27 protein-coding genes are annotated in these 26713 nt (G+C 62.9%); 13 read left to right on the top strand and 14 right to left on the bottom strand.

The window, feature by feature from the left end:
- The first annotated feature begins 75 nt into the window (after positions 1-75).
- Both AC0L3N_RS15540 and AC0L3N_RS15535 read left to right on the top strand, forming a co-directional pair.
- Positions 76-576 carry a thioesterase family protein gene (locus tag AC0L3N_RS15540; protein ID WP_473548424.1) on the top strand — a complete coding sequence of 167 codons (501 nt, stop codon included), beginning with the start codon at positions 76-78 and terminating at the stop codon, positions 574-576.
- A 113-nt stretch (positions 577-689) separates the two neighbouring features.
- Positions 690-887 (top strand): hypothetical protein, encoded by a 198-nt coding sequence (locus AC0L3N_RS15535; protein ID WP_023676715.1) that lies wholly within the window; start codon positions 690-692, stop codon positions 885-887.
- Between the two features lie 158 nt (positions 888-1045).
- On the opposite strand, the gene AC0L3N_RS15530 is transcribed toward AC0L3N_RS15535, so the two are convergent.
- On the bottom strand, positions 1046-1525 hold the full coding sequence (locus tag AC0L3N_RS15530; RefSeq protein ID WP_473548514.1) for an Lrp/AsnC family transcriptional regulator: 480 nt from the start codon (positions 1523-1525) through the stop codon (positions 1046-1048).
- Positions 1526-1614: 89 nt separating this feature from the next.
- On the opposite strand from AC0L3N_RS15530, the gene AC0L3N_RS15525 reads away from it, so the two are divergent.
- A complete protein-coding gene (locus AC0L3N_RS15525) occupies positions 1615-2520 on the top strand; it encodes an EamA family transporter (RefSeq protein WP_473548423.1) in 906 nt (301 codons plus the stop codon).
- Between the two features lie 97 nt (positions 2521-2617).
- On the opposite strand, the gene AC0L3N_RS15520 is transcribed toward AC0L3N_RS15525, so the two are convergent.
- Positions 2618-3523 carry a dienelactone hydrolase family protein gene (locus AC0L3N_RS15520; RefSeq protein WP_123151934.1) on the bottom strand — a complete coding sequence of 302 codons (906 nt, stop codon included), beginning with the start codon at positions 3521-3523 and terminating at the stop codon, positions 2618-2620.
- Between the two features lie 301 nt (positions 3524-3824).
- On the opposite strand from AC0L3N_RS15520, the gene AC0L3N_RS15515 reads away from it, so the two are divergent.
- A complete protein-coding gene (locus tag AC0L3N_RS15515) occupies positions 3825-6512 on the top strand; it encodes an ATP-dependent helicase (protein ID WP_473548422.1) in 2688 nt (895 codons plus the stop codon).
- A 16-nt stretch (positions 6513-6528) separates the two neighbouring features.
- Here AC0L3N_RS15515 and AC0L3N_RS15510 read toward each other — a convergent pair whose 3' ends face one another.
- The 5 genes from AC0L3N_RS15510 to AC0L3N_RS15490 form a co-directional block, all read right to left on the bottom strand.
- Positions 6529-7581 carry an ABC transporter permease gene (locus tag AC0L3N_RS15510; protein WP_287247395.1) on the bottom strand — a complete coding sequence of 351 codons (1053 nt, stop codon included), beginning with the start codon at positions 7579-7581 and terminating at the stop codon, positions 6529-6531.
- Positions 7578-8375, bottom strand: coding sequence for an ATP-binding cassette domain-containing protein (locus AC0L3N_RS15505; protein ID WP_473548421.1), 798 nt, complete (start codon positions 8373-8375; stop codon positions 7578-7580). The genes AC0L3N_RS15510 and AC0L3N_RS15505 overlap by 4 nt, the downstream gene beginning before the upstream one ends.
- Before the next feature lie 63 nt (positions 8376-8438).
- Positions 8439-9452 (bottom strand): substrate-binding domain-containing protein, encoded by a 1014-nt coding sequence (locus tag AC0L3N_RS15500; RefSeq protein WP_473485273.1) that lies wholly within the window; start codon positions 9450-9452, stop codon positions 8439-8441.
- 104 nt (positions 9453-9556) lie between these two features.
- Positions 9557-10462, bottom strand: a complete 906-nt coding sequence (locus tag AC0L3N_RS15495) for a sugar phosphate isomerase/epimerase family protein (RefSeq protein ID WP_473548420.1) — start codon at positions 10460-10462, stop codon at positions 9557-9559.
- Positions 10463-10464: 2 nt separating this feature from the next.
- Entirely contained in the window at positions 10465-11493 is a 1029-nt protein-coding gene (locus AC0L3N_RS15490; protein WP_473548419.1) for a Gfo/Idh/MocA family protein, read from the bottom strand.
- Positions 11494-11690: 197 nt separating this feature from the next.
- Here AC0L3N_RS15490 and AC0L3N_RS15485 point away from each other — a divergent pair, with 197 nt between their 5' ends.
- The 3 genes from AC0L3N_RS15485 to AC0L3N_RS15475 all read left to right on the top strand — a co-directional run bounded on the left by AC0L3N_RS15485 (position 11691) and on the right by AC0L3N_RS15475 (position 14986).
- On the top strand, positions 11691-12716 hold the full coding sequence (locus AC0L3N_RS15485) for a LacI family DNA-binding transcriptional regulator (RefSeq protein WP_473548418.1): 1026 nt from the start codon (positions 11691-11693) through the stop codon (positions 12714-12716).
- Positions 12717-12865: 149 nt separating this feature from the next.
- On the top strand, positions 12866-14338 hold the full coding sequence (locus tag AC0L3N_RS15480; RefSeq protein ID WP_473548417.1) for an MATE family efflux transporter: 1473 nt from the start codon (positions 12866-12868) through the stop codon (positions 14336-14338).
- A gap of 72 nt (positions 14339-14410) precedes the next feature.
- A complete protein-coding gene (locus tag AC0L3N_RS15475; protein ID WP_473548416.1) occupies positions 14411-14986 on the top strand; it encodes a TMEM175 family protein in 576 nt (191 codons plus the stop codon).
- Positions 14987-14992: 6 nt separating this feature from the next.
- Here AC0L3N_RS15475 and AC0L3N_RS15470 read toward each other — a convergent pair whose 3' ends face one another.
- A complete protein-coding gene (locus tag AC0L3N_RS15470; RefSeq protein ID WP_095494736.1) occupies positions 14993-15274 on the bottom strand; it encodes a hypothetical protein in 282 nt (93 codons plus the stop codon).
- A gap of 134 nt (positions 15275-15408) precedes the next feature.
- Here AC0L3N_RS15470 and AC0L3N_RS15465 point away from each other — a divergent pair, with 134 nt between their 5' ends.
- Positions 15409-16275 carry an SDR family NAD(P)-dependent oxidoreductase gene (locus tag AC0L3N_RS15465; protein WP_473548414.1) on the top strand — a complete coding sequence of 289 codons (867 nt, stop codon included), beginning with the start codon at positions 15409-15411 and terminating at the stop codon, positions 16273-16275.
- Between the two features lie 3 nt (positions 16276-16278).
- Here the strand turns inward: AC0L3N_RS15465 and AC0L3N_RS15460 are convergent, their stop codons facing one another.
- The 3 genes from AC0L3N_RS15460 to AC0L3N_RS15450 form a co-directional block, all read right to left on the bottom strand.
- Entirely contained in the window at positions 16279-16707 is a 429-nt protein-coding gene (locus AC0L3N_RS15460) for a low affinity iron permease family protein (RefSeq protein ID WP_473548412.1), read from the bottom strand.
- An 83-nt stretch (positions 16708-16790) separates the two neighbouring features.
- The gene (locus AC0L3N_RS15455; RefSeq protein WP_473548411.1) at positions 16791-17432 is read right to left on the bottom strand and encodes a DapH/DapD/GlmU-related protein; all 642 of its coding nucleotides are present in this window, start codon (positions 17430-17432) and stop codon (positions 16791-16793) included.
- 69 nt (positions 17433-17501) lie between these two features.
- The gene (locus AC0L3N_RS15450; RefSeq protein WP_473548513.1) at positions 17502-17996 is read right to left on the bottom strand and encodes a CreA family protein; all 495 of its coding nucleotides are present in this window, start codon (positions 17994-17996) and stop codon (positions 17502-17504) included.
- 208 nt (positions 17997-18204) lie between these two features.
- On the opposite strand from AC0L3N_RS15450, the gene AC0L3N_RS15445 reads away from it, so the two are divergent.
- Together AC0L3N_RS15445 and AC0L3N_RS15440 are read left to right on the top strand one after the other, a co-directional pair.
- The gene (locus AC0L3N_RS15445; protein ID WP_473548410.1) at positions 18205-18783 is read left to right on the top strand and encodes an SCO family protein; all 579 of its coding nucleotides are present in this window, start codon (positions 18205-18207) and stop codon (positions 18781-18783) included.
- Positions 18784-18869: 86 nt separating this feature from the next.
- Entirely contained in the window at positions 18870-19742 is an 873-nt protein-coding gene (locus AC0L3N_RS15440) for a 50S ribosomal protein L11 methyltransferase (protein ID WP_473548511.1), read from the top strand.
- Between the two features lie 35 nt (positions 19743-19777).
- Here the strand turns inward: AC0L3N_RS15440 and AC0L3N_RS15435 are convergent, their stop codons facing one another.
- Positions 19778-19960: a hypothetical protein gene (locus AC0L3N_RS15435; protein ID WP_473548409.1), complete on the bottom strand. Its 183-nt coding sequence runs from the start codon at positions 19958-19960 to the stop codon at positions 19778-19780.
- A gap of 485 nt (positions 19961-20445) precedes the next feature.
- Here AC0L3N_RS15435 and AC0L3N_RS15430 point away from each other — a divergent pair, with 485 nt between their 5' ends.
- Positions 20446-22290: an aminopeptidase P family protein gene (locus AC0L3N_RS15430; protein ID WP_473548407.1), complete on the top strand. Its 1845-nt coding sequence runs from the start codon at positions 20446-20448 to the stop codon at positions 22288-22290.
- Positions 22291-22308: 18 nt separating this feature from the next.
- On the opposite strand, the gene AC0L3N_RS15425 is transcribed toward AC0L3N_RS15430, so the two are convergent.
- Entirely contained in the window at positions 22309-23229 is a 921-nt protein-coding gene (locus tag AC0L3N_RS15425; protein ID WP_473548406.1) for a LysR substrate-binding domain-containing protein, read from the bottom strand.
- Between the two features lie 140 nt (positions 23230-23369).
- Between AC0L3N_RS15425 and AC0L3N_RS15420 the strand changes: the two genes are divergently transcribed.
- Positions 23370-24131: a class II aldolase/adducin family protein gene (locus AC0L3N_RS15420; protein ID WP_473548405.1), complete on the top strand. Its 762-nt coding sequence runs from the start codon at positions 23370-23372 to the stop codon at positions 24129-24131.
- A 38-nt stretch (positions 24132-24169) separates the two neighbouring features.
- Positions 24170-24883, top strand: a complete 714-nt coding sequence (locus AC0L3N_RS15415) for a haloacid dehalogenase type II (RefSeq protein WP_473548404.1) — start codon at positions 24170-24172, stop codon at positions 24881-24883.
- Between the two features lie 295 nt (positions 24884-25178).
- Here AC0L3N_RS15415 and AC0L3N_RS15410 read toward each other — a convergent pair whose 3' ends face one another.
- Entirely contained in the window at positions 25179-26693 is a 1515-nt protein-coding gene (locus AC0L3N_RS15410; protein WP_473548510.1) for a winged helix-turn-helix domain-containing tetratricopeptide repeat protein, read from the bottom strand.
- Positions 26694-26713: the final 20 nt, after the last annotated feature.

Raw genomic sequence — 26713 nt, 5'->3', positions numbered from 1 at the left:
TGTCCACCCTTGTTATGGACTTATGGATGGGTAGTCTCACCAACCACGTCCTGTCCAGCGAGAAGGAAGTTTTCGATGTCCACCCCTGCCCCCTTCGTCTCTCGTGCCATGGACATCGAGAAGGACTGGATCGACTATAACGGCCATCTCAACATGGCCTATTACAACGTGCTGTTCGACCGCTGCTCCGACGAAGCGTTCGAAATGATGGGGTTGGGGCCGGATTATGTGAAGCGGCGGCGGCTGACCATCTACACGGCGGAAGTCCATGTCTGCTATGTCAGGGAGCTGCATCTCGACCACAACGTCAATGTCTCCTTCCAACTCCTCGACCATGACGATAAGCGGCTCAGGGCCTACCAGGAAATCCGCCATGTCGACGGTTGGCTCGCTGCCACTTCCGAATCACTGTCACTGCATGTCGACATGTCCGGACCGAAGGTGGCGCCTTTCCCCGCCGATGTCCTGGCCAAGGTGGAAGCGATGCGCGCCGCCCATGCGGCGCTGCCGATGCCTGAACGCGCCGGCCGTTCGATCGGTATTCGCCGCAAGACGCTTGAACCGCAGTCCCGTTAACCTTACCAAGGTTTTAACGTGAACAAGCCGAATTGAGGCGTTGAACGACTCAGCGCGGCGTCCGAAAACCGTCCGCACGACCGGCGGGGGCTGAAGCGGTTCGGGAAACGTGCATGAAAACCGATATCAAGGTCGAGGCGGACAGGCTGGCGGCCGACCCACGCATTACCGACTATGATTTCTGGCGCTCGCTGAAGAACCTCAACAACGAGATCTTCCACATCGCCAACAACAACGAGCCGATCCCTTTCGCCATGATCCGCTGGCGCGCCATCCTGAAGCAGGCGCGGATGAAGCGCGGCCATGCCTGATCGGTGCGGGAAGAAATACTCTCCGGTTTGCCCGCCCGCTTGCCTTCCAACGTCGGTCGTTGGCGAAAGCCGAAGCCAAGTCCGATCTCCCCGCAAGGGGGAGATTGGCAGCTTCGCCAATGGTGCCTTGCTGACAGATGCTCATTCGCCCTCAAGCATCAGGGCTGGTGCTTCACCGCCGCCAGCGGCGAACGCGCCACCACCGGTGACGACTGGATGATCGCGGTGTTGGTCATCGCAAACGGAATGATGCGGTCGATCACCCGTTCGAGTTCGGCCACCGAGCCGACATGCGCCAGCGCGATGAAACAGTCCTCGCCGGTCACCCGGTCGCATTGGGCGATCTCCGGCAAATCGCGGATGATCTCGGCCACTACAGCCAGTTGTCCCGGCACTGGCCTGATCCGCAGCCATGCCGACAGCTTCATGCCGAGCGCGGCCGGATTGATCCGCACCGTATAGGCCTCGATCACGCCGCTCTCCTGCAGCCGTCGGATACGCTCGGCCACGCTCGGCGCCGACAGGCCGACCGAGCGCGCCAGTTCAGCGGTGCTGGTGCGCGCATCCTTTTCCAGCAGGCGAAGGATTTTCAGATCAGCCGCATCCAGGTCGGAATTTTCGTTTCGAAGGCGTTTCAGGGAAAACTCCTCGGTTTTGGAAAATCAATGAGCTCTTTGGCTAGTCATTATCCATATAAACCGGAAAGATTGCCTGCGATAATGATCCTATGGATGATCAAGCGCAAGCCCCAGGCGCAGTCCCTGCGCTCGCCGGCCCTGTTTTTGGCAAGCTGGCGGCCTCGCTGCCGCCGCATGTCTGGTTCGGCGTCAGCGCCGTGTTCCATTATCTCGGGCCGGCATTCGCCGTGCTGCTTTTCCCGCATGTCGGCGTGCTCGGCATGGCTTGGCTGCGCATCGTCACGGCCGCCCTGGTCTTCGCGCCGCTGTCCCGGCCCTGGACGGTCTTCGCCCGCGCCGACCGGCCGACACGACTGCTGCTTCTCGCTTTTGGCGCTTGCCTCGGCGTGATGAATTGCGCCTTCTACCTGGCACTCGACCGTTTGCCGATCTCGCTGGTCGCGGCGATCGAATTCGTCGGCACCATCGGCGTCGCGCTGGTAGGCGTCAGAAGCCCGCGCAATCTCGCAGCCCTTGCCGTCGCCGTCATCGGCACCTTGCTGCTGATCGATGTCAAATGGTCAAGCGACCCGATCGGCCTGTTCTGGGCCTTCCTGAACGGCGCGCTGTTCGTCGGCTATATCGTGCTTGGCCATCGCGTTGCCCGCGCCGGCGCTGGCGACGGCATCGCCGGCCTGGGTGCCGCGATGGCGGTCGCCTGTCTCATCGTGCTGCCGATCGGCTTCACCGATGCGCTGCCGGCCTTCTCGGCGCCGCCACTGCTCATCGCCGCCATCGGCGTCGGCATATGCTCCTCGGTCATCCCTTATATCTGCGACCAGATTGCCATGTCGCGGCTGCCGCGATCGAGCTTCGCGCTGATGCTGTCGTTGCTGCCGGTCACCGCCACGCTGATCGGCGTCATCGTGCTCCGCCAGATACCCAGCCCTACCAATTGCCTCGGCATCGCGCTGGTGGTGGCCGGTGTCGCTTTCCACAAACCGGCGCGTGACTAGAGCATCGGACCCAAAAGTGGCAGCCGGTTTTGGGAAAATCCGATGCTCAAACCAAAACATGGAGCGGCGGCACGGTTCGACCTGAGAGTCCGCCGCTCTATGCCAGCTTCTCCCTGAGGAAGGCGCTCGTCCGTCCCCAGGCGAGGTCCGCCGCGTTCTTGTCGTAGCGGGCCGCGGACGTGTCATTGTTGAAGGCATGATTGGCACCTTCATAGACATAGATCGTGTACTCGACCTCGGCTGCATCGAGCTCCTTCCTGAAGGCGTCGATGCCGGCATTGATGCGGGTGTCGAGCCCGGCGTAATGCAGCAGCAACGCCGCCTTGATCTTCGGCACATCCTCGGCCTTCGGCTGCATGCCGTAATAGGCGACAGCGGCGGCCAGATCCGGCGCGTTGGCAGCCAATGTGTTCACCGTGCCGCCGCCCCAGCAGAAGCCGACCGCGCCGACCTTGCCGTTGCCATCCGCGTATCCCTTGAGGAAAGCGACCGTTGCGACCGCATTGGCGATGGTCTGCGCCGGATCGAGTTTGGAAAACTGCTCACGCGCCTTGTCTTCGTCGGCCGGCGTGCCGCCGAGCGGCGACAGGAAGTCCGGGGCAAGCGCCACAAATCCTTCCAGCGCCACGCGCCGCGCCACATCGCGTATATGCGGGTTGAGCCCCCTGTTCTCATGCACGACGATGACGGTGCCGAGCTTGCCGGACTGGCCGGCCGGCTTGACCAGATAGCCCTTCATCTCGCCACCGCTGCCGGGATAGCTGATGTCCTCGCCGGTCACGCGTGAATCGTCCTCGGCAATGATCGCTGCCCGGGCCGAATTCGCAGCCAGCAGCGGCGCGATTGCGGCCGCCGCCGCACCTGATCCGGCAAGCCTGGTCAACTGTTCCATGAAGCGCCGCCGGTCGAGCGTCAGATGCGTGTATTCGTCATAGGCGTCGATCATCGCCTGGGTAATGGCGGGTGTCGTGACGGCTGGGCTGGCAGGTCTAGGTTTCGTCATAGCGCTCTCCTCAGCTTCGGGAAGTACTTCCGCCGCGCAACATAGGGTGGAAGCCCGCATGGTCCAGTCACGGATCAGTGAGGCGCTGCTGACGCAAGCCCAGGTCCGCCAGACCGGCGGCTGGTCCAGGATGACACCCTTCGACTGGTGCGCTGTCCCACTTTCTCCGGCCCGCCATGGCTGTCAAGCAGGCCGGCGCTATAGGTGGTGTTCTACCGGATTTGTAACTCCCCCGCCTGGATTGAGAACAAAACGGAGACACTTCTGGCCTTTCGCTGCCGAATCACTACATTCGGGGACAATGTCCGGCTTTTCGGAAGACATGCCCTTTTTTGACGAACCGAATGCGCGGCCCACGGCCCCGTCCGGCATCGCCGCGCGCGCCATGGCTGCCCGCAGCGGCCACAACAATGCACCCGACTATCTGAAGGGGCTCAACCCCGAGCAGCGGCTGGCGGTGGAAACCACCGAAGGCCCGGTTCTGGTGCTGGCCGGCGCCGGCACCGGCAAGACACGCGTCTTGACCACCCGCATCGCTCACATCCTTGAGACCAAGAGGGCCGAGCCTTGGCAGATCCTCGCCGTCACCTTTACCAACAAGGCCGCGCGCGAAATGAAGCAGCGCATTGGCCTGCTGGTCGGCCATCAGATAGAGGGCATGCCGTGGCTCGGCACCTTCCACTCGATTGGCGTGAAGCTGCTGCGCCGCCACGCCGAGCTTGCCGGACTCAAATCCGACTTCACCATTCTCGACACCGACGACGTCGTGCGCCTGATCAAGCAGCTCATCCAGGCCGAAGGGCTGGACGACAAGCGCTGGCCGGCCAAGCAGTTCGCCCAGATGATCGACGGCTGGAAGAACAAGGGGCTTGGCCCCGCCGACATTGCCGAGGGCGACGCCCGCGCCTTCGCCAACGGCAAGGGCCGCGAGCTCTACAAAGCCTATCAGGAGCGGCTGAAGACGCTGAACGCCTGCGACTTCGGCGACCTCCTGTGCCACCCGATCCGCATCTTCCGCGCCAATCCGGACGTGCTGAAGGAATACCACAAGCGCTTCCGCTACATCCTCGTCGACGAGTACCAGGACACCAACACCGCCCAATACATGTGGCTGCGCCTGCTGGCCCAGCGGCCGCAATCCTCCCCCCTTGAGGGGGAGGTGCCCGCGAAGTGGGCGGAGGGGGTCGCCTCAGAAGGCACCGCCAGAGCGTCGAGCACTGCCGCACGGACCCCACCCGGCCGGGCTTTGCCCGGCCACCCTCCCCTCAAGGGGGAGGGAAACCCGCGCCCAGCCACCGTAAACATTTGCTGCGTCGGCGACGACGACCAGTCGATCTATGGCTGGCGCGGGGCCGAGGTCGACAACATCCTGCGCTTCGACAAGGATTTCCCCGGCGCCGCGATCATCCGGCTGGAGCGCAACTACCGCTCCACCGCGCACATCCTCGGCACCGCCTCCCATCTCATCGCCCACAATGAAGGCCGCTTCGGCAAGACGCTGTTCACCGAAAAGGTCGCCGAGGACGACGAGAAGGTGCATGTCCATGCCGCCTGGGATTCCGAGGAAGAGGCCCGCGCCGTTGGCGAAACCATCGAAGCCTACCAGCGGCAGAAGCACAATCTCAACGATATGGCCATTCTCGTCCGCGCCTCCTTCCAGATGCGCGAATTCGAGGATCGATTCGTCACCCTGGGGCTCAACTACCGCGTCATCGGCGGCCCGCGCTTTTATGAGCGCCTCGAAATCCGCGACGCCCTGGCCTTCTTCCGCGTCGTCGCGCAAGGGGCAGACGACCTCGCCTTCGAGCGCATCGTCAACGTGCCGAAGCGCGGGCTGGGCGAAGCCACCATCCGCCAGATCCACGACACCGCCAGGGCGCTTCGCATCCCGATGCTGGAGGCTGCGGAAAAACTCGCCGAGAGCGACGAACTGAAGCCAAAGCCGCGCGCAGCATTGCGCGAAGTCGCCGCCAATTTCGAACGCTGGCAGAAGGCGCTGGAGACCACGCCGCACATCGAGCTGGCCGAGACCATCCTGGAGGAGAGCGGCTACACCGACATGTGGAAGAACGACCGCTCGGTGGAAGCGCCCGGCCGGCTGGAAAACCTCAAAGAACTGATCCGCTCCATGGAAGAGTATGAATCGCTGCGCTCGTTCCTCGAACATGTCGCACTGGTGATGGACGCCGAGCAGAACGCCGAACTCGACGCCGTCAACATCATGACGCTGCATTCGGCCAAGGGCCTCGAATTCGAGACGGTTTTTCTCCCTGGTTGGGAGGAAGGTCTTTTTCCACACCAGCGCGCGCTCGACGAGGGCGGCCGCTCCGGGCTGGAGGAAGAACGGCGGCTGGCCTATGTCGGGCTGACCCGCGCCAAGAAGAACCTGCATTTGTGGTTCGTCTCCAACCGCCGCATCCACGGCCTGTGGCAATCGACGATCCCGTCGCGCTTCCTCGATGAATTGCCGGAAGCCCATGTCGAGGTCGCCGAGAGCGGCAACTCATATGGCGGTTACGGCAATGCCTATGGCGGCGGCTCCTTCGCCTCCGGACGGGGCGGCCAGGGGGCAGGACGGCAGAATCCTTACGGCGCTTCGCGATTCGACAATGTCGGCACCGAGAAATCCGGCGCCTTCTCCAGCACCTATGCGACTCCGGGCTGGCAGCGCGCGCAACAGAACCGCACCGAAGCGACCGACCGCAACTGGGGCTCGCGCTCCGGCCACCAGGTCGAGCGCATCGGCTATGGCGAGACCGACAGTGGCTATGGCGCCGGCCGCACCTCGATCAAAGGCCGCACCATCGACGGCGAACTGGTCGCCAAATCCGTTGCCGACACGCCATCCCCCTTCAATGTCGGCGACCGAGTCTTCCACCAGAAATTCGGCAACGGCAACATTGCGGCCATCGACGGCAACAAGCTGACCATCGATTTCGACAAGGCCGGCCAGAAACGTGTGCTGGACGGGTTTGTCACCGGGGTGTGAGCATCCGCCCCTCCGCTCACCGATACCGCGCCTGGTTCCATTTGTGGCCGAGCAGCGACAGGATGATGATCAGCCCGTTGAAGAACTGGACATAGAAGCCGCTCAGGCCTGCCGCGACGACGCCGGTCTGGATGAACGACACGGTGACTGCGCCGATGGCGCCGCCGACCACGGTACCGACCCCGCCCCAGGTTGGCGTGCCACCGACGAACACCGATGCCAGCACTGGCAGCAGATAGCCATCGCCAGCCGTCGGCCACCAGGTGAAGTTGATCATCACCGAGAAGGTGCCGGCGATCGCCGCCCCGATGCCGACGAAGACGAATACTTTCACCCGCACGCGCTTGACATCGATGCCCATCTGTTGGGCGCTGTCGGGATTGTCGCCGACCACCTTCACCTGCGCGCCGAAGCGATGCCTGTTGTAGAGCAGCGCCGACAGCACGACGAAGCCGATGGCCCAGAAGATCTGCACCGGGATGCCGTAGAGCTGGCTGGAGAAGATCTTGTAGGCCCAACTGTCGGCAAGGCTGGTCAGCGCCGTCGACTTGCCTTCGTTGATAATCTGGATCAGGCCGCGCAGCAGGAAATTCATGCCAAGCGTGGCGATCAGCGACGACAGCCCGCCATAGACGACCAGCGACCCGACCAGGAAGCCGAGCAACGTGCCCGTCGCAATGGCGGCGGCGATGCCGAGAAACGGGTCGTAGCCGGCCTGCACGACCAGCGCGAAGACCCATGAGGCAAAACCCATCGTCGCCGGAAACGACAGGTCGATCTCGCCGCAGGTGACGACGAAGACCAGCGGCACCACCACGAACAGCGCTACCGGCAGCGTGGTGAGCACGGAACTGTAGAGATACCAGGTGGTGAAGACGGTCGGGTTGGCGATCATGAACACTGTCATCATCACCACGAACACGGCAAGCGTGCCGAGAGCGGCGCGGTTGTCGAGGATGAAGCCGCGCATCCAGTGATCAGATGGGTGTTTCCACTCTTTCCGGGGATTGCCGGGACGGGAGATGCCGGCGGACGGCTCGTGCAGATCGGGCTCCATTGTCTTGCTCATCGTGCTCTCTGCTCCGCGTCGCCGGCGTCGTGCAGTCCCGGCAATCCGCCCGGATGCGCGACGTCTTCCATGAAGTTGATGAGGTCTTCGGCCGACTTGACTTGGCTGCGGTCGGCGGTGAGCGCGACCTTGCCGCGATCGAGCACGACGAAGCGGTCGGCAATATCGAAGACGTGATGGATGTTGTGGCCGATGAACAGGATCGATCGGCCGCTCGCCCGCACCTGGCGCACGAAATGGAAGACTTTGGCGGTTTCGGTCAGCGACAGCGCCGTCGTCGGCTCGTCGAGGATGATCAGGTCGGCCTGCTTATAGATGGCGCGGGCGATCGCCACGCCCTGGCGTTCTCCGCCGGAGAGCTGGCCGACGATCGATTGCGGCGTGAACACTTTCGAGGTGAAGCCGATCTCGCGCATCAGCCGGCTCGCCTCCTCGATCTCCTTGCCGACCTTCAGCCAGCCGAACCAGCCGGTGAGCTCGCGGCCCATGAAGATGTTGCGCACGATCGTCTGCTGCACGGCCAGCGCCCGATCCTGGAACACGGTCTCGATGCCGGCGTCGCGCGAGCGCGCCGCGCTCCATCCGGTCACCGGCTTGCCGCGGATGAGGATCTCGCCGCTGGTCGGCTTGACCACGCCGGAGAGAATCTTGATCAGCGTCGACTTGCCGGCGCCGTTGTCGCCGATCAGGCCGACCACCTCGCCGCGGTCGACGCTAAGATTGACCCCGCCCAGCGCATAGACCTGGCCATAGGACTTGCTGATGTCGCGCAGTTCGATAAGGCGTTCGGCCATTGCGATCCTCGCTTGGTTCCGGCTGCCGGTCGGCCTGTCCGACCGGCATGCCGTGTTAGAAAGTCAGCGCAGCGCCTGCTTGGCGAGCTCGGCGACGATCTCGTAATTCTCAGGCGTGACGAAGCCGGCGCCGGTGTCGACATTCATTGGCGCTAGGCCCAGCACCACCTGCTGGCAGAGGCTGAGGATCGGCAGATAACCCTGCAGGAACGGCTGCTGGTCGGCCGTCAGCTGGACCCAGCCGCCCTTGAAGCCCTCGACGATCTGCGGGCTGGTGTCGAAGCCGAAATTGAAGATATCGCCCGCCTTCCTGCCCGCCGCCTGCATGTAAGTCGGGACGTTGCCCAGCATCTGTCCGCCGGGATAGCCGACCGCCTTGACGTCGGGATTGTTGAGGAGTGCTGCGGTAATCACCGGAATGGCCAGATTGGGGTCGGAAGCCCATTCGCCGCTCGGCGGCGAGGAGAGCTGTATGACCTCGACGCCCGCCTCTTTGAGGGCAGCGACAGTGCCGCGCTCGCGCGCGCCGCGGTTCTCGTTCTCGAACGGGCCGATCATGATCGCCTTGTCGCCGGCCTTGAGCCCGGCCAGCTTGAACGCCTCGGCGCCGAGCGCGCGGCCCTGCTGCTCCTGCTGGGCGCCGACATAGCCGCCGCCGAACGCCGCCGTGACCTTCGGCACCGGCACGTTCTGGTACATCATCCTGATGCCGTCCTTGTGCGCCTGTTCGGCCAGCGGCATGATCGAAGCATCGCCCGGGTGGCCCATCATGGCGATGCCGCCGGGCTTGACCGCGACGGCCTCGCGCAATTGCTGCACCATCTTCTCGACATCCCACTGGGAAAAGATGTAGTCGACCTTTGGCCCAAGATCGGCCTCGGCCTGCTTGGCGCCATTGTAGACGATGGTGCCGAAGGCGTCGCCCTCGGCGCCGCCGACGAAGAAGCGGATGTGGACGTCCTTGCACCACTGGGCATCGAGCGCCTGGGCAGGCAAGGTGGAGATTGCGGCGGCGAGCGCCGTGGCGGCCGCCAGGACGGTCGAGCGCAGAACTGTCCTTCTCATCGTGATGCTCATGCACGTTCCTCCCTTTGTTCCCTCGCAAGCCGAGGGGTTTTCGACGAATGCTTCGGCTTCTCGCCGCAATGCTTCGCTGGCCGGCTCCTCGCGCCGGCCGATCCTCAGGCCGGGTTCGGCAGATACGCGGCACCTCCCCGGCATTGCTTGAGGTAATCCAGCGCCCGCACCTGCCCTGTAATCTCGAGGTCGCCGCGATAGACCGGGTCGTGCCAGCCCTCGATGTCGATGGCGCCCTTGTAGCCGGCCAGCCGCAACTCGCCGATCACTCGCGTCCAGTCGCTGTCGCCGAAGCCAGGCGTGCGCATTTGCACGAACGGCAGCCGGCCGAACACGCCATGCTCGCGGATCACGTCCCAGCGCACCGTCGCGTCCTTGCCGTGGACATGGAAGATGCGCGGCGCCCATTTGCGGATCTGCGGGATCGGATCGATCAGATAGACGAGTTGGTGGCAGGGCTCCCATTCCAGGCCGAGATTGTCATCGGGCAATTCGTTGAACATCAGCTCCCAGGCGTCCGGACTGTGGGCGATGTTCCAGTCTCCATCAGCCCAGTTGCCGTCCATCGCGCAATTCTCGAAGGCGATGCGCACGCCCTTGTCGGCGGCGCGCCGAGCCAGTGGTCCCCAGACCTCGCGGAAGCGCGGCAGGCTGTCGGGCAGCGGCTTGCCGCGGAGGCGGCCGGTGAAGCCGCTGATCATCGAGGTGCCGAACAGATGCGCATGGTCGATGGCCGTTTCCCATGCGTGAAGCACGCCGCGATCAGTATCGCCGCTTTCCAGCGGATTGCCGAAGACGCCGAGCGAGGAGACGACGACGTCGGCGTCGCCGATCGCCTCGCGGATCTGGCCGGCCAGCCGTGGAAGATCCTTGCCGCCCAGCGTCTGCCAGAAGAAGGGCTGGATGCTCTCGAAGCCGAGCGGCAGGATCGCCTTGATATAGGCGGCCGGGTCATCGAGATTGGCCCGCACCATAGTACCGATCCTGATGTCGAGAAGCGGGTTTGGCATCGTCACCCTTCCTGTGCGATCGCGACCCGGCGCCCGGTTTCGGCGCTTTCGATCGCGCCGAAGACCATGGCCAGGCTTTTGATGTTGTCGGCGCCGCGCGTCTCCGGCTCGGTGCCGGTTTCGACGGCGCGCACGAAATCCTGGATGATGCCGAGATGGCCGCCGACGCGGTCATTGGGATCGAGCGGCGGCACCGCGAGCGGCTCGGTGCGGTCGAACAGGCCTTCGCGGATAGGCCGCGTGACTTCAGCCTTCAACCCGTCCTCGCCGTCCCAGACCAGGCTGCCGCGCTCGGCGACGATGCGCCATGTGCTCTCCCAACTGGTGCGGAACCCGTCGGCGCACCAGGAACCGGCATAAGTGAACAACTTGCCGCCGCCGAACTCGAAGATGGCGGTGGCCGATGATCCCTGCCGGTACCAGGAATTGGCCGGCTCCCATTCCTGGCAATAGACGCTGGCCGGCTCGCCACCGACCATGTAGCGGGCGGCGTCGAAAGTGTGGATCGCCATGTCGAGCAGCAGCACATGGGCCATCTCCTCGCGAAAACCGCCGAAATGCGGCGCGACGAAGAAGTCGGCGTGGATGCTGGTCGCAGCACCGATGGCGCCGGATTCGAGAAAGCGCCTGATACGCCTGACATTGGCGACATAGCGGCGGTTCTGCACGACGGCATGAACACGTCCGGCGCGGCGGGCGGCCGCAACGATGGCGCGCGCGTTGTCCGGGCTGTCGGCGAGCGGCTTTTCGGTCAGGAGATGGCAATGATGGGCAAACGCGGAGAGCGCAACCTCGCGCCGGGCCGCCGGAACCACGACGTCGAACACTGCGTCGGGCTTGATCTGGTCGAGGACAGCGTCAAGATTGGTTCCGACAATGGCGCCAGCAAGCTCGTATTCGCGCGCCCTTGCCTTCGCCCGCTCGGCATCGAGATCGACAAGGCCGACAATGGCGAGCCCGTCGATCTGCCTCGCGGCATCGAGCCAGTGCTTGCTCATAGCTCCGCAGCCGACCAGGACGAAATTCATCATCCAGCGCTCCTCCTCCGCTCGGCCCCTCCAGACCGATCGTCACGGCATTCACGGCATGACCGTAAGCGTTTTCCGTAAACGTTTACGAGAACACACCGGAAGGCGTAGAATGTCAATTGGCCGCTCGCGAAAATCACCTTTATTGCCTTGGCCTGAAGAGCGGCCGGTGATAGCCAGGCAAGGGGGAGAACTGTCCTTTGGCGTCCAGCATCCACGACCTTGCGCGTCACCTGAACATTTCGATCGGCACCGTGTCGCGCGCGCTCAACGGCCGTGCCGACGTCAATGCCGACACGCGCCAGCGCGTGCTCGATGCGGCGGCAAAGCTGAACTATTCGCCGAACCAGTCCGGCCGCAGCCTGCGGCGCGGCGCCACCCATTCGATCGCCTTCATGCTGCAGCCGCATCCGGGCGACCAGCAATATGGCGAACCGTTCTTCATTCCGTTCCTGACCGGGCTGCAGGCGAAACTCGCCGAAAGCGGGCTCGACCTGATCGTGGTGATGGGCGCGCCGGGCGACTACCAGCAAGAGCGTCTGCGCCGGGTGGTCGAGACGCGCCGGGCCGATGCGGTGGTGCTGGCCTGGACGCGGCGGGAGGACGAGCGCATCGATTATCTGACCAAGGTCGGCTTTCCGTTCGCGACGCTCGGCCGCAGCCGATCCGGCGGCAAGACCTATCCGTCGCTCGACCTCGACTTCGAAAAGGCCGGGGCTGAGGCGGTCGACCGCCTGGCGGCGCGCGGCCATCGCCGCATCGCCGCCATCCGCCCGTCCCTCGACCTCAATTTCGGCTATCTGTTCCTGGCCGGCTATCGCAAGGCCTTGCGCCGTCACGGCATCGAGGTCGACCCCGGGCTGATCGCGGATGGCTTCATCAACGAGGCCGGGGGGTACGAAGTGACGCCGCAGGTGATGCGCTCCAAGGACCCGCCGACCGCTATCATCTTCAACAATGACGCGATGGCACTGGGCGGCTGCAAGGCGCTGGCCGAGATGGGCATCAAGCCCGGTCACGACATTGCGGTGATCGTCATCGTCGACACGCCGCTGTGCCGCTATTTTTCACCGGCGCTGACCGGCTTCCGCCCTCCCCTGGAGTCGATGGGACGGCGGCTGGCCGAAATGTTGCTGGCGTCGATCCCGGCCTTCGCCGGGCCTGAGGGCGCGCGGATCATCCGTGAGATCTGGCCGCTGGAGCTGATCGCACGCGACAGCGATTGATGATGCGGCCGGCCTCTCGGGTAATACCCTCGCCGCGAAGTAACTGTGCCGGTCGGGCGCACCCACCAGCCTGGAAAAATGTGCATAGGAAACAGGCCTGCGATACCATCGCGGGCCTGATTCACATGGTCCTTTACTGAGCTGCCGCCATGGACGAGAAGATGCCCGCGCGCCAGCGGACCGGCGACCTGACCAGTGGCCCGATCCCGCGCACGCTTTTGCTGTTCGCCCTGCCGGTGCTCGGCTCCAACGTGCTGCAGTCGCTCAATGGCTCGATCAACGCCGTCTGGGTCGGCCGCTTCCTCGGCGAATCGGCGCTGACGGCCACGTCCAACGCCAATCTCGTGCTGTTTCTGATCCTCGGCACCGTCTTTGGTATCGGCATGGCGGCGACCATCCTGATCGCGCAATCGGTCGGCGCCCGAGACCTGCCCGAGGCCCGGCGCATCATCGGCACCAGTGCCACCTTCTTCTTCGCCGTCTCGGTGGTGCTTGCGGTCTGCGGCTGGATCTGGGTCGACGCCATTCTCAATGCGCTGGGCACGCCGGCCGATGCTTTGCCGCTGGCCCGTTCCTATCTGCGCATCATATTCGTCGCCGTGCCGATGATGAACCTGCTCTCCTTCGTCATGACGGTGCTGCGCGGCGCCGGCGAATCGCGCACGCCCTTCATCTTCATGGCGCTCGCGGTCGTGCTCGATATCATCTTGAACCCGCTGCTCATCCGCGGCATCGGCCCGTTCCCCGAACTCGGCATCGCTGGATCGGCCACATCGACGCTGATCGGTCAGACGGTGAGCGTCATCGCCATTCTGTTCGTGCTCTATGCGCGCAAGCACCCGCTGCGGCTGGCCGGCGCCAACCTCGCTCTGCTGCGGCCGGACCCGAAATTGCTGCGCATCGTCGTCTTCAAGGGCGTGCCGATGGGCCTGCAGATGATCGTGATCTCGGCCGCTGCGCTGACGGTGATGGGCATCGTCAATTCCTACGGCTCGCAGGTCGCCGCCGCCTACGGCATCGCCGCGCAGCTCTGGACCTATATCCAGATGCCGGCGCTGGCGATCGGCGCCGCGGTCTCCTCGATGGCCGCGCAGAATGTCGGCGCCGGGCGCTGGGACCGCATCAGCCGCATCGCCATATCAGGCGTTGCCTTCAACCTCGTTCTGACCGGCGCGCTGGTCGCGCTGCTTTTCGTTTTCGACCGCCCGATGCTCGGCCTCTTCCTCAGCAGCGACAGCGCCGCGATCGACATCGCCACCCACATCAACAAGGTCGCGTCCTGGTCCTTCATCCTGTTCAGCGTCACCATCGTGCTCTTCGCCACCGTGCGCGCCACCGGCGCGATGATGCCGCCGCTGATCATCCTGGTGATCTCGGTGCTTCTGGTGCGCACCAGCTTCGCCTATTTCTTCCGAAGCGTGATAGGCGAGGAAGCGCTGTGGTGGAGCTTTCCGGTCGGCTCGATCACCTCGCTCGCGCTGGCAGCCGCCTATTACCGCTTAGGCCGCTGGCGCACCCTGCACATGATCGAGGACAGGCCGGCCGCCGGCGAGCCGCCGGACACCGGCCTCGGCGTGCCGCACCAGCGCGCGCATCTTTCGCCCGAGACGCCGAACGGCTGAACGACAGCGCCCAGGCCTTCCCTCCAGCCACTTCGATCGCCTAGGATGAGCCAGGCGCAGTGGAGGAAATCCATGGGCAAGGGACGAGTCGAGGCATTTACCGATGGCGTTATCGCCATCATCATCACCATCATGGTGCTCGAGTTGAAGGTGCCGCATGGCGCGGAATTTTCCGTGCTGGCACCTCTATGGCCCACGTTTTTCAGCTACGTGCTGTCCTTCATCTATGTCGGCATCTACTGGAACAATTTGCACCACATGTTCCACACCGTGCAGCGGGTGGATGGCCGCGTGCTGTGGGCGAATTTGCATCTGCTGTTCTGGCTGTCGCTGATGCCCGTCACCACCGCCTTCATGGGCGAAAACCATTTCGCGCCGGTGCCTGTCGCCGTTTACGGTGTTGTCCTGGCGCTTTGCGCGGCCGCCTACTTCATTCTTGTCGTCATGCTGCACCGGCTGCATGGCAACGACACTGCCTTCGCCAAAGCGGTAGGCACCGACCGCAAGGAAAAGATCTCGGTGGTCCTCTATATCGCCGCCATTCCGCTGACCTTCGTCAATCAATGGATTAGCGTCGCGCTCTATGTGCTGGTTGCCATGATCTGGTTCATACCGGACAGGCGGTTCGAGAGGCTGGTCGAAAAATAGGTCTGCCTATTCCCGCATCGCTTTCAGCTTTTCCGCCACCGAGGCCGCAAGGTCGGCATAGCGCTCCTCAAGCCGCTCGGCCGCCTTGATCACCGAAAAATCATGGCCGAATTTTTCCAGCGCCATGCGCAGCTTCTCGACGAATTCCGCCTGTTTTTCCAGCGCCGAAAACAGCGTCTTCACTTGCGCTTCGCTGATGTCGGGATTGGCAAGCATTTGCGGCACCTCGCGGCTCATCTGGTCGCCGGTGGCGGTCTGTTCTTTCAGGATCTCGATCCAGTCGGTCAATCGGTAATCTCCTTCTTACCCGGACAGCATGCGCAGCGCCTGCCGATGTGGTCAACCCAAGGATGCCAAAGCGGGCTTGCGCGAGCCCCTCGCCGCGCTAAGTTCGGCGCAGCTTGAACGAGGACGCTATAGCCATGACCACCGATGCCGAAATCCAGCGCGCTTTGCCTGCCCTTGCCCCCGGCAACGTTGCCGTCGTCACCGGCGGCGCCAGCGGCATCGGCCTTGCCGCGGCCAAGCGGCTGGCGGCGATGGGCATGAAAATCGTGCTGGCCGATATTGGCGGCGCCCGGCTCGATGAGGCTGCCGGCGCCGTTGCAACGATTGCCGGCGACAGCGCGGTACTCGCGGTCGCCACCGACGTCTCGAAAGCCGACGAACTCGACCGACTGGCCGAAAAGGCGTTCGGTGCCTTCGGCGGCGTGTCGCTGTTGATGAACAATGCCGGCGTCGGCAACAATCCCGGCAAACCCTGGGAGAACCGCGACGCCTGGAAGCGGCTGCTGGACATCAATTTTTGGGGCGTCGTTCATGGCGTCGAGGCCTTCGCGCCGCGCATGCTGGCGGCCGGAGGGCCGGGTCTGATCGTCAACACCGGCTCCAAGCAAGGCATCACCACGCCGCCCGGCAACCTTGCCTACAACGTCTCCAAATCAGGCGTGAAGACCTTCACCGAAGGCCTGGCACATGCGCTGCGCAACGAGCCCGGCGCAAAGGTTGCGGCGCATCTGCTCATTCCGGGGTTCACTTTCACCGGCCTGACCGAGGGTGCGACCGAAAAGCCCGCCGGCGCCTGGACCGGCGAGCAGGTGATCGACTTCATGCTGGCCTCGCTGGTGCGTGGCGACTTCTACATCCTGTGCCCCGACAACGAGGCGACACGGCCTATGGACGAAAAGCGCATGGCCTGGGCGATCGGCGACATCATTGAGAACCGCCCTGCTCTGTCGCGCTGGCACCCGAACTACAAGGACGCTTTCGCGGCGTTCATGGAAAGCTGACGCTCACGCCCCATGTGTCTTCGAGCCGCCTTTTTGCGCAGCGGCTTTCTTGACCGCCGCATCGGCGATCTTCTGGTCATGCCGTTTCGCCGCCTGTTCACATTTTTTGCGGATCTCCTCGACCTCGGATTCGGTCAGGTGCTCGATGCCGATAAAAGTATTGTGAGCTTTGCCGACTCGGATCAACTCATCGAGTTTCGTCTGAATCGCCGTGCCATCGCGGTTCTGGGTGTTTTGGATGAGGAACACCATCAGGAAGGTGACGATCGTCGTGCCGGTATTGATGACGAGTTGCCACGTATCCGAAAACCCGAATATCGGCCCGCTTGCCGCCCAGACAACGATGACCAGAAAACAGAGGGCGAATGTCGATGGCAGACCGGCAAGATGGGCAACGTAGGTGGCGATCCTGGTGAAAAGCTTCTCGATCATGGCAAGAGAAACAACCGGCAACCGCTCCGGGTTCCCTTGCAAGGAGGGATTTCACGGACATAACAGTGCACGCGCCTGCCAAATCAGGATATTTCGTTTTCCCAGCGGTCGAGGAAGGCCTCGATCGGCATTGCCTGCATGTCGGGGACTGCCTTGGCCAGTTTCTCGGGCGGCCAGTCCCACCAGGCTAGGCTTTCGATCCGCGCGGCGATGTCCGCCGCGAAGCGTTGGCGCAATTGCCTGGCCGGAACGCCGGCCACAATCGCATAAGCAGGTACGTCGCGCGTCACCACAGCATTGGCGCCGACGATCGCGCCATTGCCGATGGTCACATCAGGCATGATCACCGCGCCATGGCCGATCCAGACATCGTGGCCGATGCTGACGGATTGCGCCCGCCGTCGTTCCCGAAATCCGGCGTCGACGCCCAGCCAGCGAAAATACTCGTTCGGGCGGTAGCTGACCTTGTGCTGGGTCAGCCGCTCAATCGGATGCTCCAGCGCGTTGATGCGGCTGTTGGCGGCGATCGAACAGAACTTGCCGATGGTCGTGTAGATCGCCTCGGCGTGGCGCTCGAAATAAGAGAAATCACCCACTATGACTTCACGCAAGATGACCCGCTCGCCGATCGAGGCGTAGCGTCCAAGCTTGCACGCCTTCAATTCCGCGGTCGGGTGGATGCGCGGCTCGGGGTCTTTCAGGACAAGGTTTTCGGGACGGTCCATGCCGGCGCTTTACGCCCGAGCGATTGGTCCCGCAAGCGGGACCAATCGTCCGTCACCTGTTTCCAGAGCCTATTTCGGCTTGCCGTTGGTCCACACCACGTTCTGGCCGTAGAGCGGCACGGTGGTGACCGACATTTTCGCCGAACCGTCCTGCACCTGGCGCGAGTGCGACAGATAGATCAGAGTCTCATTGGTCTTGTCGTAGATGCGGTTCACCACCTGCTTCTTCCAGATCAGGCTGATGCCCTGCTTGAATACCTCCTCGCCGGCCTCGCTCATGTCGATGTCGCTGATGGTGATCGGCCCGGTCTGGCGGCACGAGATCGAGGAATCGGACGGGTCCTCGAACCAGTTGCCCTTTTGCAGGCGATCGATCACGCCGCGGTCGAAATAGGAGACGTGGCAGGTCACGCCTTCGACCTTCGGATCATTGATCGCCTCGACGATGATGTCGTTGCCGAGCCAGTCGACGCCGACTTTGCCAACCTCCTGGGCGACAGCCGCACCAGCACCGATGACAAGGCACGCGGCCAAAGCGCCGCCGATCAGTTTTCGCCCAATCAGTCCTTGCAAGGAAGCCTCCTGCGGTTCGAGTTTTGCCGACCTCAGGTGGGACGGGCGGCAGCGCTTTGCAAGCGGATCATTTTTTGACAGGAATGCCGGTTGCGGCAACGCGACATCTTTGCGCGCACGAGGTCAAACCGTTAAGAGTGTTCGCCGAACAATCTCCATGGCGCCACGTGCCCATGAAAATCGCAATGGACACCAATTGATGATGCGTTCAATTCTGGTCGGCATTCTCGTCCTGATGACGGCGGGCATCGGCTGGCTCACCTTTGAATGGTACCGCGACCGCTTTGGCGGCGAACCATACGGCGCGCCGTTCACGCTGGTCGACCAGAAGGGGGCTCCGGTCACCGAGGCTGCCTTTCGCGGCCACCCGAGCGTCGTCTTCTTCGGCTTCACCCATTGCCCGGAAGTGTGCCCGACCACGCTGTTCGAACTGGCCGGCTGGCTGAAGACGATGGGCGATGACGGCAAGAACCTGCGCGCCTATTTCGTTACGGTCGACCCTGAGCGCGACACGCCCGAAATCATGAACGCCTATACCAGCAATTTCTCCGATCGCATCCTCGGCATCACCGGCGATCCCGAAAAGGTCCATGCCATGGTCAAAGCCTTCGGCATCTACTGGAAAAAGGTCGACACGGGCGACGGCGACTACACGATGGATCACAGTGCTACGATGCTGCTGCTCAACGCCAGGGGCGATTACGCCGGCACCATCGCTTATGGCGAAAGCCCGGACACCGCCATCGCCAAGCTCAAGCGGCTCGCGGCGGAAGGTTAGAGCATGAACCCGAACCGAAGGTCCGCGACAGCGAAAAGTGGGACCGGTTTTCGGAAAAGATCATGCTCAAACAAGATCATCGTTTGATGACCCAAACGCGGCTTTATTTCACCACTGGAAAGATCGAGGCCGACCGTATCTTCGCGGCGTTCGAAACGGCCTTCGAGGACGAGGGTCTGCCGATTGCCATCCTCGAAGTCGATGAGGATCGCGACATCCAGGAAGTGTCGCTCTATGCCGACGGCGATGTCGACGCCGTCGAGGCGCGCGTGGAAGAGATCCTTGCCGGGCTTGCCTTGTCGAGGCCGATTGCGCGCGAGCCCGTGCCAGATATCGACTGGGTGACGCGTTCGCTGGAGGGACTGAAGCCGGTGCGTGCCGGCCGTTTCTTCGTCCACGGCGCGCATGACCGCAGGAAGCGCCACAGCGGCGAACTCGCCATCGAGATCGAGGCGGGCCTCGCCTTCGGCACCGGCCATCACGGCACCACCGCCGGCTGCCTTGAAATGCTGGAACAGGTCGTGCGGCGCGAGCGCCCGCGCAACGCGCTCGACCTCGGCACCGGCAGTGCGGTGCTGGCCATCGCGCTGGCCAAGCTCGCCCATATCCCGGTGCTGGCGACCGACATCGATCCGGTCGCCATAAAGGTCGCCGCCGCCAATGCACGGCTCAACCGGGTCAAGGCGCTCGTCGAAACGGTGACGGCGCCTGGCTTCCACCATCCGATCTTTGCCGCGCGCGGCCCTTTCGACCTTATCGTCGCCAACATACTGGCGCGGCCGCTGATGCGGCTGGCACCCGAAATGGCCGGGCATGTGGCTTTGGGCGGCTCGATCGTGTTGTCAGGCATTCTCGACCGGCAGCGCGACGCGGTGGTCTCGGCCTATGTCGGCCAGCAGTTCCGCCATGTCAGGACTTTGCATCGCGAGGGCTGGGTGACGATCCACCTCAAGCGGTGACGCGCAGCGCCCTCAAACGCAGGCCGTAAATTCGCTCAGACGTAGCGCCTTGCCGCCTTCTTCAGTTCTTCGCGATCGTAGCCGTTCGCTTTCAGCGTTTCGTCGTCAAAGCCAAGCAGAACGCCGCTCACATAGCGGCTCGCTTCGCGCTGACGCGCTTCGATGAGAGCATTCACAGCGCTTCTGAAAAATCCGCGTCTGGCTGAAATTGTGGACATGATGGTCTCCTTTGCAGGGCAATAAGACTCGTTCCTCCACGTCAAAAAGGTAAGCTCTGCTGACCTTTTTGGAAATCGCTGATTCTGCATGGCGTCTATGCGCAAAAGCGATGCTGGACCGAACAGGGCAATCACTGCAGACAAAAGAGGGCCTCCCAGCTCACGTAGAATGACCACCGTCGATGTCGGCGCTGCCCCTCATTGCCCTGCTCGGCATTTCTCCCCGTATAGTGACGGGGAGAAAAACGCCTTCGCGAACGATTTCGCCAATCTCCAGCGTTGCGGAAAGGATGCCGAGGTTGCGGTCAGCCCCTTCTCCCCGTCACTATACGGGGAGAAGATGCCGGCAGGCAGATGAGGGGCAGCGCAGACCCGAAGCGATGCCCTGCTGGATCGAATCCGGCCGGCGGCCAGCGTAGCAAAAGTCGATTCCGATTTTCGGGGTCATGCGCTACGGTCGCGCCAGCACCCAAGGAGAGGCCATGATGTTCCAGACCTTTGATTCCGCCGGCGACCCCGCTGTCGCGAAGCCGCGTGTGGCGCTGCTGCGTCAATGGCTGGCGGCCAACGGCTTGGATGGCTTCATCGTGCCTCGTGCCGACGAGCATCAGGGCGAATATGTCGCCGACCGTTCGGCGCGGCTGAAATGGCTGACCGGCTTCAGCGGTTCGGCCGGCGTCGCCATCGTGCTCGGCGACCGTGCCGTCATGTTCGTCGACGGGCGCTACACGCTGCAGGTACGCCAGGAGGTCGATCTCGACATCTTCTCGATCGAAAGCCTGGTCGACAATCCGCCCGCCACCTGGATCAAGGACAATCTCGGCAAGGGCGTGCGGCTTGGCTTCGATCCGTGGCTGCAGACGATCGGCGACGTGAAAGCGCTGAAAGCTTCGGCCGAAAAATCGGGGGCGGTTTTGGTGCCGCTCGAGAAGAATCCAATCGACGTCATCTGGAAGGACCAGCCCGAACCACCGCTGGCACCGGTCGAGCTCCATCCGATCGCCTTTGCCGGCGAACTGGCCAAGGACAAGCTGGCACGGCTGGCCGAGGCCATCTGCAAGGATGGCGCCACCCATGCCGTGCTGACCGACCCGTCCTCCATCGCCTGGGCCTTCGACATCCGCGGCGGCGACGTGCCGCACACGCCGCTGGCACTCGGCTTCGCCGTGCTCGCAGCCGATGGGTCGCATCTCCTTTTCATGGACCAGCGCAAGTTTTCGCGCATCGTCGCGGCCTATCTGACGCAGCTCGCCGAATTGCACGAACCCAGTGAATTCGAAGCGGCGATCGCAGGATTGGCCAAGGGCGGCGCGAAGGTCGCGCTGGATCCGGTGCTGGCGGCGGAGAAGCTCAGGATGCTGGTCGAGGACAATGGCGGCACCGTCATCACTGCACCCGATCCTGCCCGCATTCCACGCGCGACGAAAAACCAGGCCGAGATCAACGGCGCCCGCGCCGCACATCGCCGCGATGGCGCCGCGGTGGCCAAGCTGCTTTGCTGGCTCGACCGCCAGGAACCCGGCAAGCTCGACGAGATCGCGGTCGTCACCAAGTTCGAGGAGTGCCGCCGAAGCACCGGCGAGGAAACGCAAATGCCGCTGCGCGATGTGTCCTTCGATACCATCTCGGGCGCCGGCCCGAACGGCGCCATCATGCACTACCGCGTTTCCCGCGCCACCAGCCGAAAACTTCAGCCTGGCGAGCTGTTCCTGCTCGATTCGGGCGGACAGTATCAGGACGGCACCACCGACATTACCCGCACCGTGCCGATCGGCAAGCCGACCGAGGAAATGCGCGAACGCTTCACGCTGGTGCTGAAGGGCATGATCGGTATTTCCATGCTGCGCTTTCCCCCGGGCACGCGCGGTTCCGAGATCGATGCTGTGGCGCGCCTGGCTCTGTGGAAACATGGCTGCGATTTCGCCCATGGCACCGGCCACGGCGTCGGCTCCTATCTGGCCGTGCACGAGGGCCCGCAGCGCATCGCAAAGACCGGCACTGAAAAGCTGCTGGCAGGCATGATCGTGTCCAACGAGCCGGGCTACTACAAGGAAGGCTCCTACGGCATCCGCATCGAGAACCTCATTCTGGTGACACCGGCCGAGCAGATAGAGGGCGGCGACATCGCCATGCATGGCTTCGAGACACTGACGCTGGCGCCGATCGACACCAGGCTGGTGCGATCCGACCTTTTGACGCGCGACGAACTGCATTGGCTCGACACATACCACGCCCGCGTGCTGGCCGAGATCGGACCGATGCTCGACGGCGAAACGCTGGCCTGGCTGGAAAAAGCAACCGCGCCACTGCCGCACGACCAGAAGATTTGATTTCGGCAAGGCGAGGGGTCAGCTATCGACCCTTGGCTGACCATCAGGAAAATCAGGATTAGCGACGCAACCTCGAAGATGATGAACCAGCAGTGCGGAAGCTGCTTTCATCCGCGCGCGCGTGGGGCTGACCAAATAGAACGCGCCATCAGGAAAGATAGGCTGGTCCCGGAAAACTGCGAGCCGGCCTTCCTTCACGAGATCCCCTGTGTTCGAGATCCACCCCAGCATCACTCCCATGCCCGCAATGGCCGCCTGGGTGGCTTGCACATAGTTGCTGAAGGTCCGATCGCTTTGCCGGTTTCCCGGAAGCCCGACCGCCTCGAAATAGTCGCTCCAGCCGGGCCAGCAATCGTCCTCGGCCTCGACGTGCAGCAAGGTCGCTGTTTCGAGATCGCCAGCACCTAACCGCGCGACGGCTTGCGGACTGCAGACGGGGACAAGGCGCTCACTGAACAGAAGTTCGCTCTCCCCGTCGGTCCATTCGCCGGAACCGTAACGGATGAGCAGGTCGGTTTCGGGAGCAAATCGCGGAACGCCAGACGAGGTTACGACCCGAACCGTCACGTCGGGATGCTGACCGTAGAACGCGGCAAGTCGTGGCATCAGCCAGTACGTGCCAGTGCAGATCGTGCAGGCGACTGTCACGACATTCTGCTCTAGCCTTTCCATCGCCTTGATCTGATCTAAGGCCCGTTCGATCTGATCTAACCCGTTCGACACCGCCCGAAACAGGATCTGCCCGGCTTCCGTCAAGGCGGCTGGCCGCAAACGACGATCCAGCAGCTTTGCGCCGATATGATCCTCAAGGCTTTTCAAAGCCTGGCTGACGGCGGGTTGCGTGACATTCAGCTCGGCGGCGGCGTTCTGCACCCCTCCCGTGCGAAGCACGACTTCGAGAGTGGTGAGAAGACGGAGCGGTGGCAGGTCGCGGCGCATCACATAATCCCAAACTTATACTAGATCAATTTTTTCGGTCTTCTAAGACTTTGATAATGCGGTATTTTCTTCAATAAAAAGCGCAGGCCTGTCCTTGGACATCGACCACAACATAAATCTTACTGCAATCGCGAGGAAAAATGAACGCCCCTACCTCAGACACAGAATTGAGCGCAGAAAAGATACAGTCTCTGCGGGTCGATTTGGCAGCGGCTTTTCGTCTGACCGCTCAGTTCGATTGGCATGAGTCCGTCGGCAACCACTTCAGCGCCGCCGTTTCCTCTGACGGAACGCGATTTCTCATGAACCCACGCTGGCACCACTTCGGGGCAATCCGCGCGAGCGACCTCTTGCTCCTCGACGCGGAAGACAGGGATGTGATGACGCGGCCGGACGCGCCTGATCCATCCGCCTGGACGATTCACGGGTCGGTGCATCACCGGCGTCCCGAGGTCCGTGTGATGCTGCATTGCCATCCACCCTATGCCACGGCGCTAGCTAGCTTGAAGGATCCCGACATAAAGCCCATTGACCAGAACACGGCTCGTTTCTTCGGGAAACTCGGGGTGGACCTTGGCTTCGGCGGGATTGCTGACGATGCGGCCGAGGGCCAGCGGCTGGCTGCGGCCTTCGGAAACAAGAGCGTGCTCATCATGGGAAATCATGGCGTCACCGTCACCGGCCACACTGTCGCGGAGGCGTTCGAGGAACTGTATTTCGTGGAGCGGGCGGCAAATATCCTCGTCCTCGCCTATTCGACGGGGCAACCGCTCAATGTGATGTCCGACGATCTGGCGCAGAAAACAGCGGATGGCTGGCTGCCCTACAACGACCAGGCTTTCGCGCATTTCGACTATCTCAAGCGGCAGCTCGATAAGATCGATCCCTCTTACCGTGACTGACGGGGCCGCCACCAAATCGACGAGCATGGAGAGCTGAAGTGACGAAAATTGAGGTATTGTTCTTCGATGTTTTGGGAACCGTTGTCGATTGGCGCGGCAGCATAGCGGCGGAGGTGAGTTCCTTTCTGAAGCGCCATGACACCTTGCATATCGACGCTGGTGCCTTTGCCGATGCTTGGGTCGGACGCTATGACGCATCGGTTGAAGCCGTTCGCTGCGGTCATCGCCCCTTTGTTCCGCTCGATCTGCTCAACATGGAGAACCTGGAAGCGTGCCTGAAAGGGTTCGGGTTGACGCCATCAGCTTTACCGAGCGCGGAACTTGAAAACCTCAATATGGCTTGGCATCGCCTCAAGCCGTGGCCGGATTCGGTGGAGGGCCTTTCCAGATTGAAGGAACGTTTCATCGTCGCACCACTGTCCGATGGGAACACCCGACTTCTGGTGGACATGGCAAAACACGCCGGGCTGCCATGGGATACGATCCTCGGCGCTGATGTCTCCGAGGCCTATAAGCCGATGCCGCAGGTGTATCTTCGTGCCTGCGAGTTGCTGGGCGTGGAGCCGGATAGGGCGATGCTGATTGCCGCCCACGACTACGATCTGGACGCCGCGCGTCGATGCGGATTGAAAACGGCGTATGTCGTTCGCGTAAATGCGAATGACCCGTCGAAGGCTGCCGTTGTCAAACCGCTCGATGGCTGGGAATACATGGCAAGCGACCTGATCGAACTCGCTGCGATTCTGAAGTAGATTGCGGGGGCCGCTCCGGTAGCCGGTAGCAAAAGGCCGCGTCGTCCGCGGCAGGAAACCACCCATAGACGACGTGCCGCATATCATGAATCGCCTGATTTTTGAAAACCGGCGCGTGTGTTCTCAGCCGCATCGGTCTGGCTACCCGACGAACTGTCGGGCGAGGATCAGCACGGCGGCACCGGCCGGAGACCAGCACCCTGAGTGCGAAGCGGACTTTGGCTTGTGCTACCCAAACAGCTGCGCGAAGGACATCACCCAGACGATGCCAATCTGCAGGGAATGGCCTGTAGCCTTATTGCTGCCGACCGGCTTTCTGCAACAGATGCGCCATCTCATCTGCCCGATGTGGATTGCGCAGCCTGAGCGGCGCCAAGGCATCGCCTGAAGGGTTTTCCATTTCCCGCATCAGCTCAACGCAAGATCCAGCCTCCGGCAGGCGGCCGAGCGAAGCGTAGCAGCAGGCGAGTGTTTCGTGGGTAGGGCGCCATGCGGGAGCGATCTTGCGCGCCTTGATGGCTGCGGCAAGACCCTCGTTTGCCTGTCCTGCAAACAAGTAGGCGAGCGCCAGAACATTGAACCAGACGAAGTTCTGAGGATCGTAAGGATTCAACATAAGGCCTTGTTCGAGCGGCGCTATCGCTTCGGATGCGCTGCCACGAAAAAACTGTCCCATCCCCAACACCAGATGACCAAGGGCGAAGCTTGGGCTGATTTCGATCGCCTTTTCCGCGGCAAGAACGGCCTGTTCCGGTGCATTGGCGTAGATGCTGCAGATGGCCAGCGCGTAGTGCGAATAGGGATTCTTCTCGTCGAGCCGAACCGCCTTCAAGGCTGCATCCAGGCCCTCCCGGATATCCTGTTCCGGTTTGTCGCTCCAGCCGTAAGCGACGATGCCGGCGCTCACCCGGCCGAGCCAGAGATGGGCCTCTGCGAGTTCTGGATCGAGCCTGCATGCCTCCCGGAACAGCTTGCGGGCACTCAAGTGAGTTTGACGGCCGACGTGGTGGAAATGCCAGGTACCTTGCCGCACCAGGTCCCAGGCCGTCGCATTTCCGCTGCTGCGTGCAGTGGCTGGAAGCGATTCCGTCTTGAGAAGTTCGGGCTCGATCGCGCCGGCCACCCGCTCGGCTATGGCATCCTGGACGGCGAACGCCTCCGTCAGTTCCATCTCGTATCGTTCGGCCCAGATCTGATTGGCCGAGGCCGCATCGACCAATTGCGTCGAGACCCGGATGTGCTGGCCGGACCGGCGCATGCTGCCTTCCAGCACATAACGGACGCCAAGCTCGCGGGCCACCTGTTTGGAGTCGACTGGCTTGTCCTTGTAGACGAAGCTGGAATTGCGGCCGATCACCCGGAACCAGCGGAACTTCGTCAGTGCTGTGATGATGTCCTCCGTGATGCCGTCAGCCAGATAGGCCTGTTCCCTGTCGCCGCTGACATTGGCGAACGGCAAGACCGCGATGGACGGTCTTTCGGTGAGTCCCGCCGGCTGGCCGGGACTTGAGAGGACGCCGTCTGCAGCGCCATCCAGGACACGAACGCTGCCGGCGAAACGATATCCGGTGCGCGGAATCGTGGCGATCCACGCGCTGCCGTCCGGCTGTGGCCCGAGCAGCTTACGCAAGGCGGCAATCTGCACAGAGAGATTGCTTTCTTCGACAACGGCATCGGGCCAAGCCGCTTCCATGAGTGCCGTCTTGCTCAGCACTTGCGTCGGTGCCTCCAGCAGGGCTTGAAGCAACGACAAGCCTTTTTGCCCGAGCGCGACTGGGCGGCCGTCGCGAACAAGCGCCCCGCGCAGCATGTCGAGCACGAACGGGCCGA

This window comes from Mesorhizobium sp. WSM4807 (assembly GCF_055811615.1).
The sequence above is the reverse complement of the archived record's forward strand: the minus strand, read 5'-3'. Positions and strand labels throughout refer to the sequence as shown.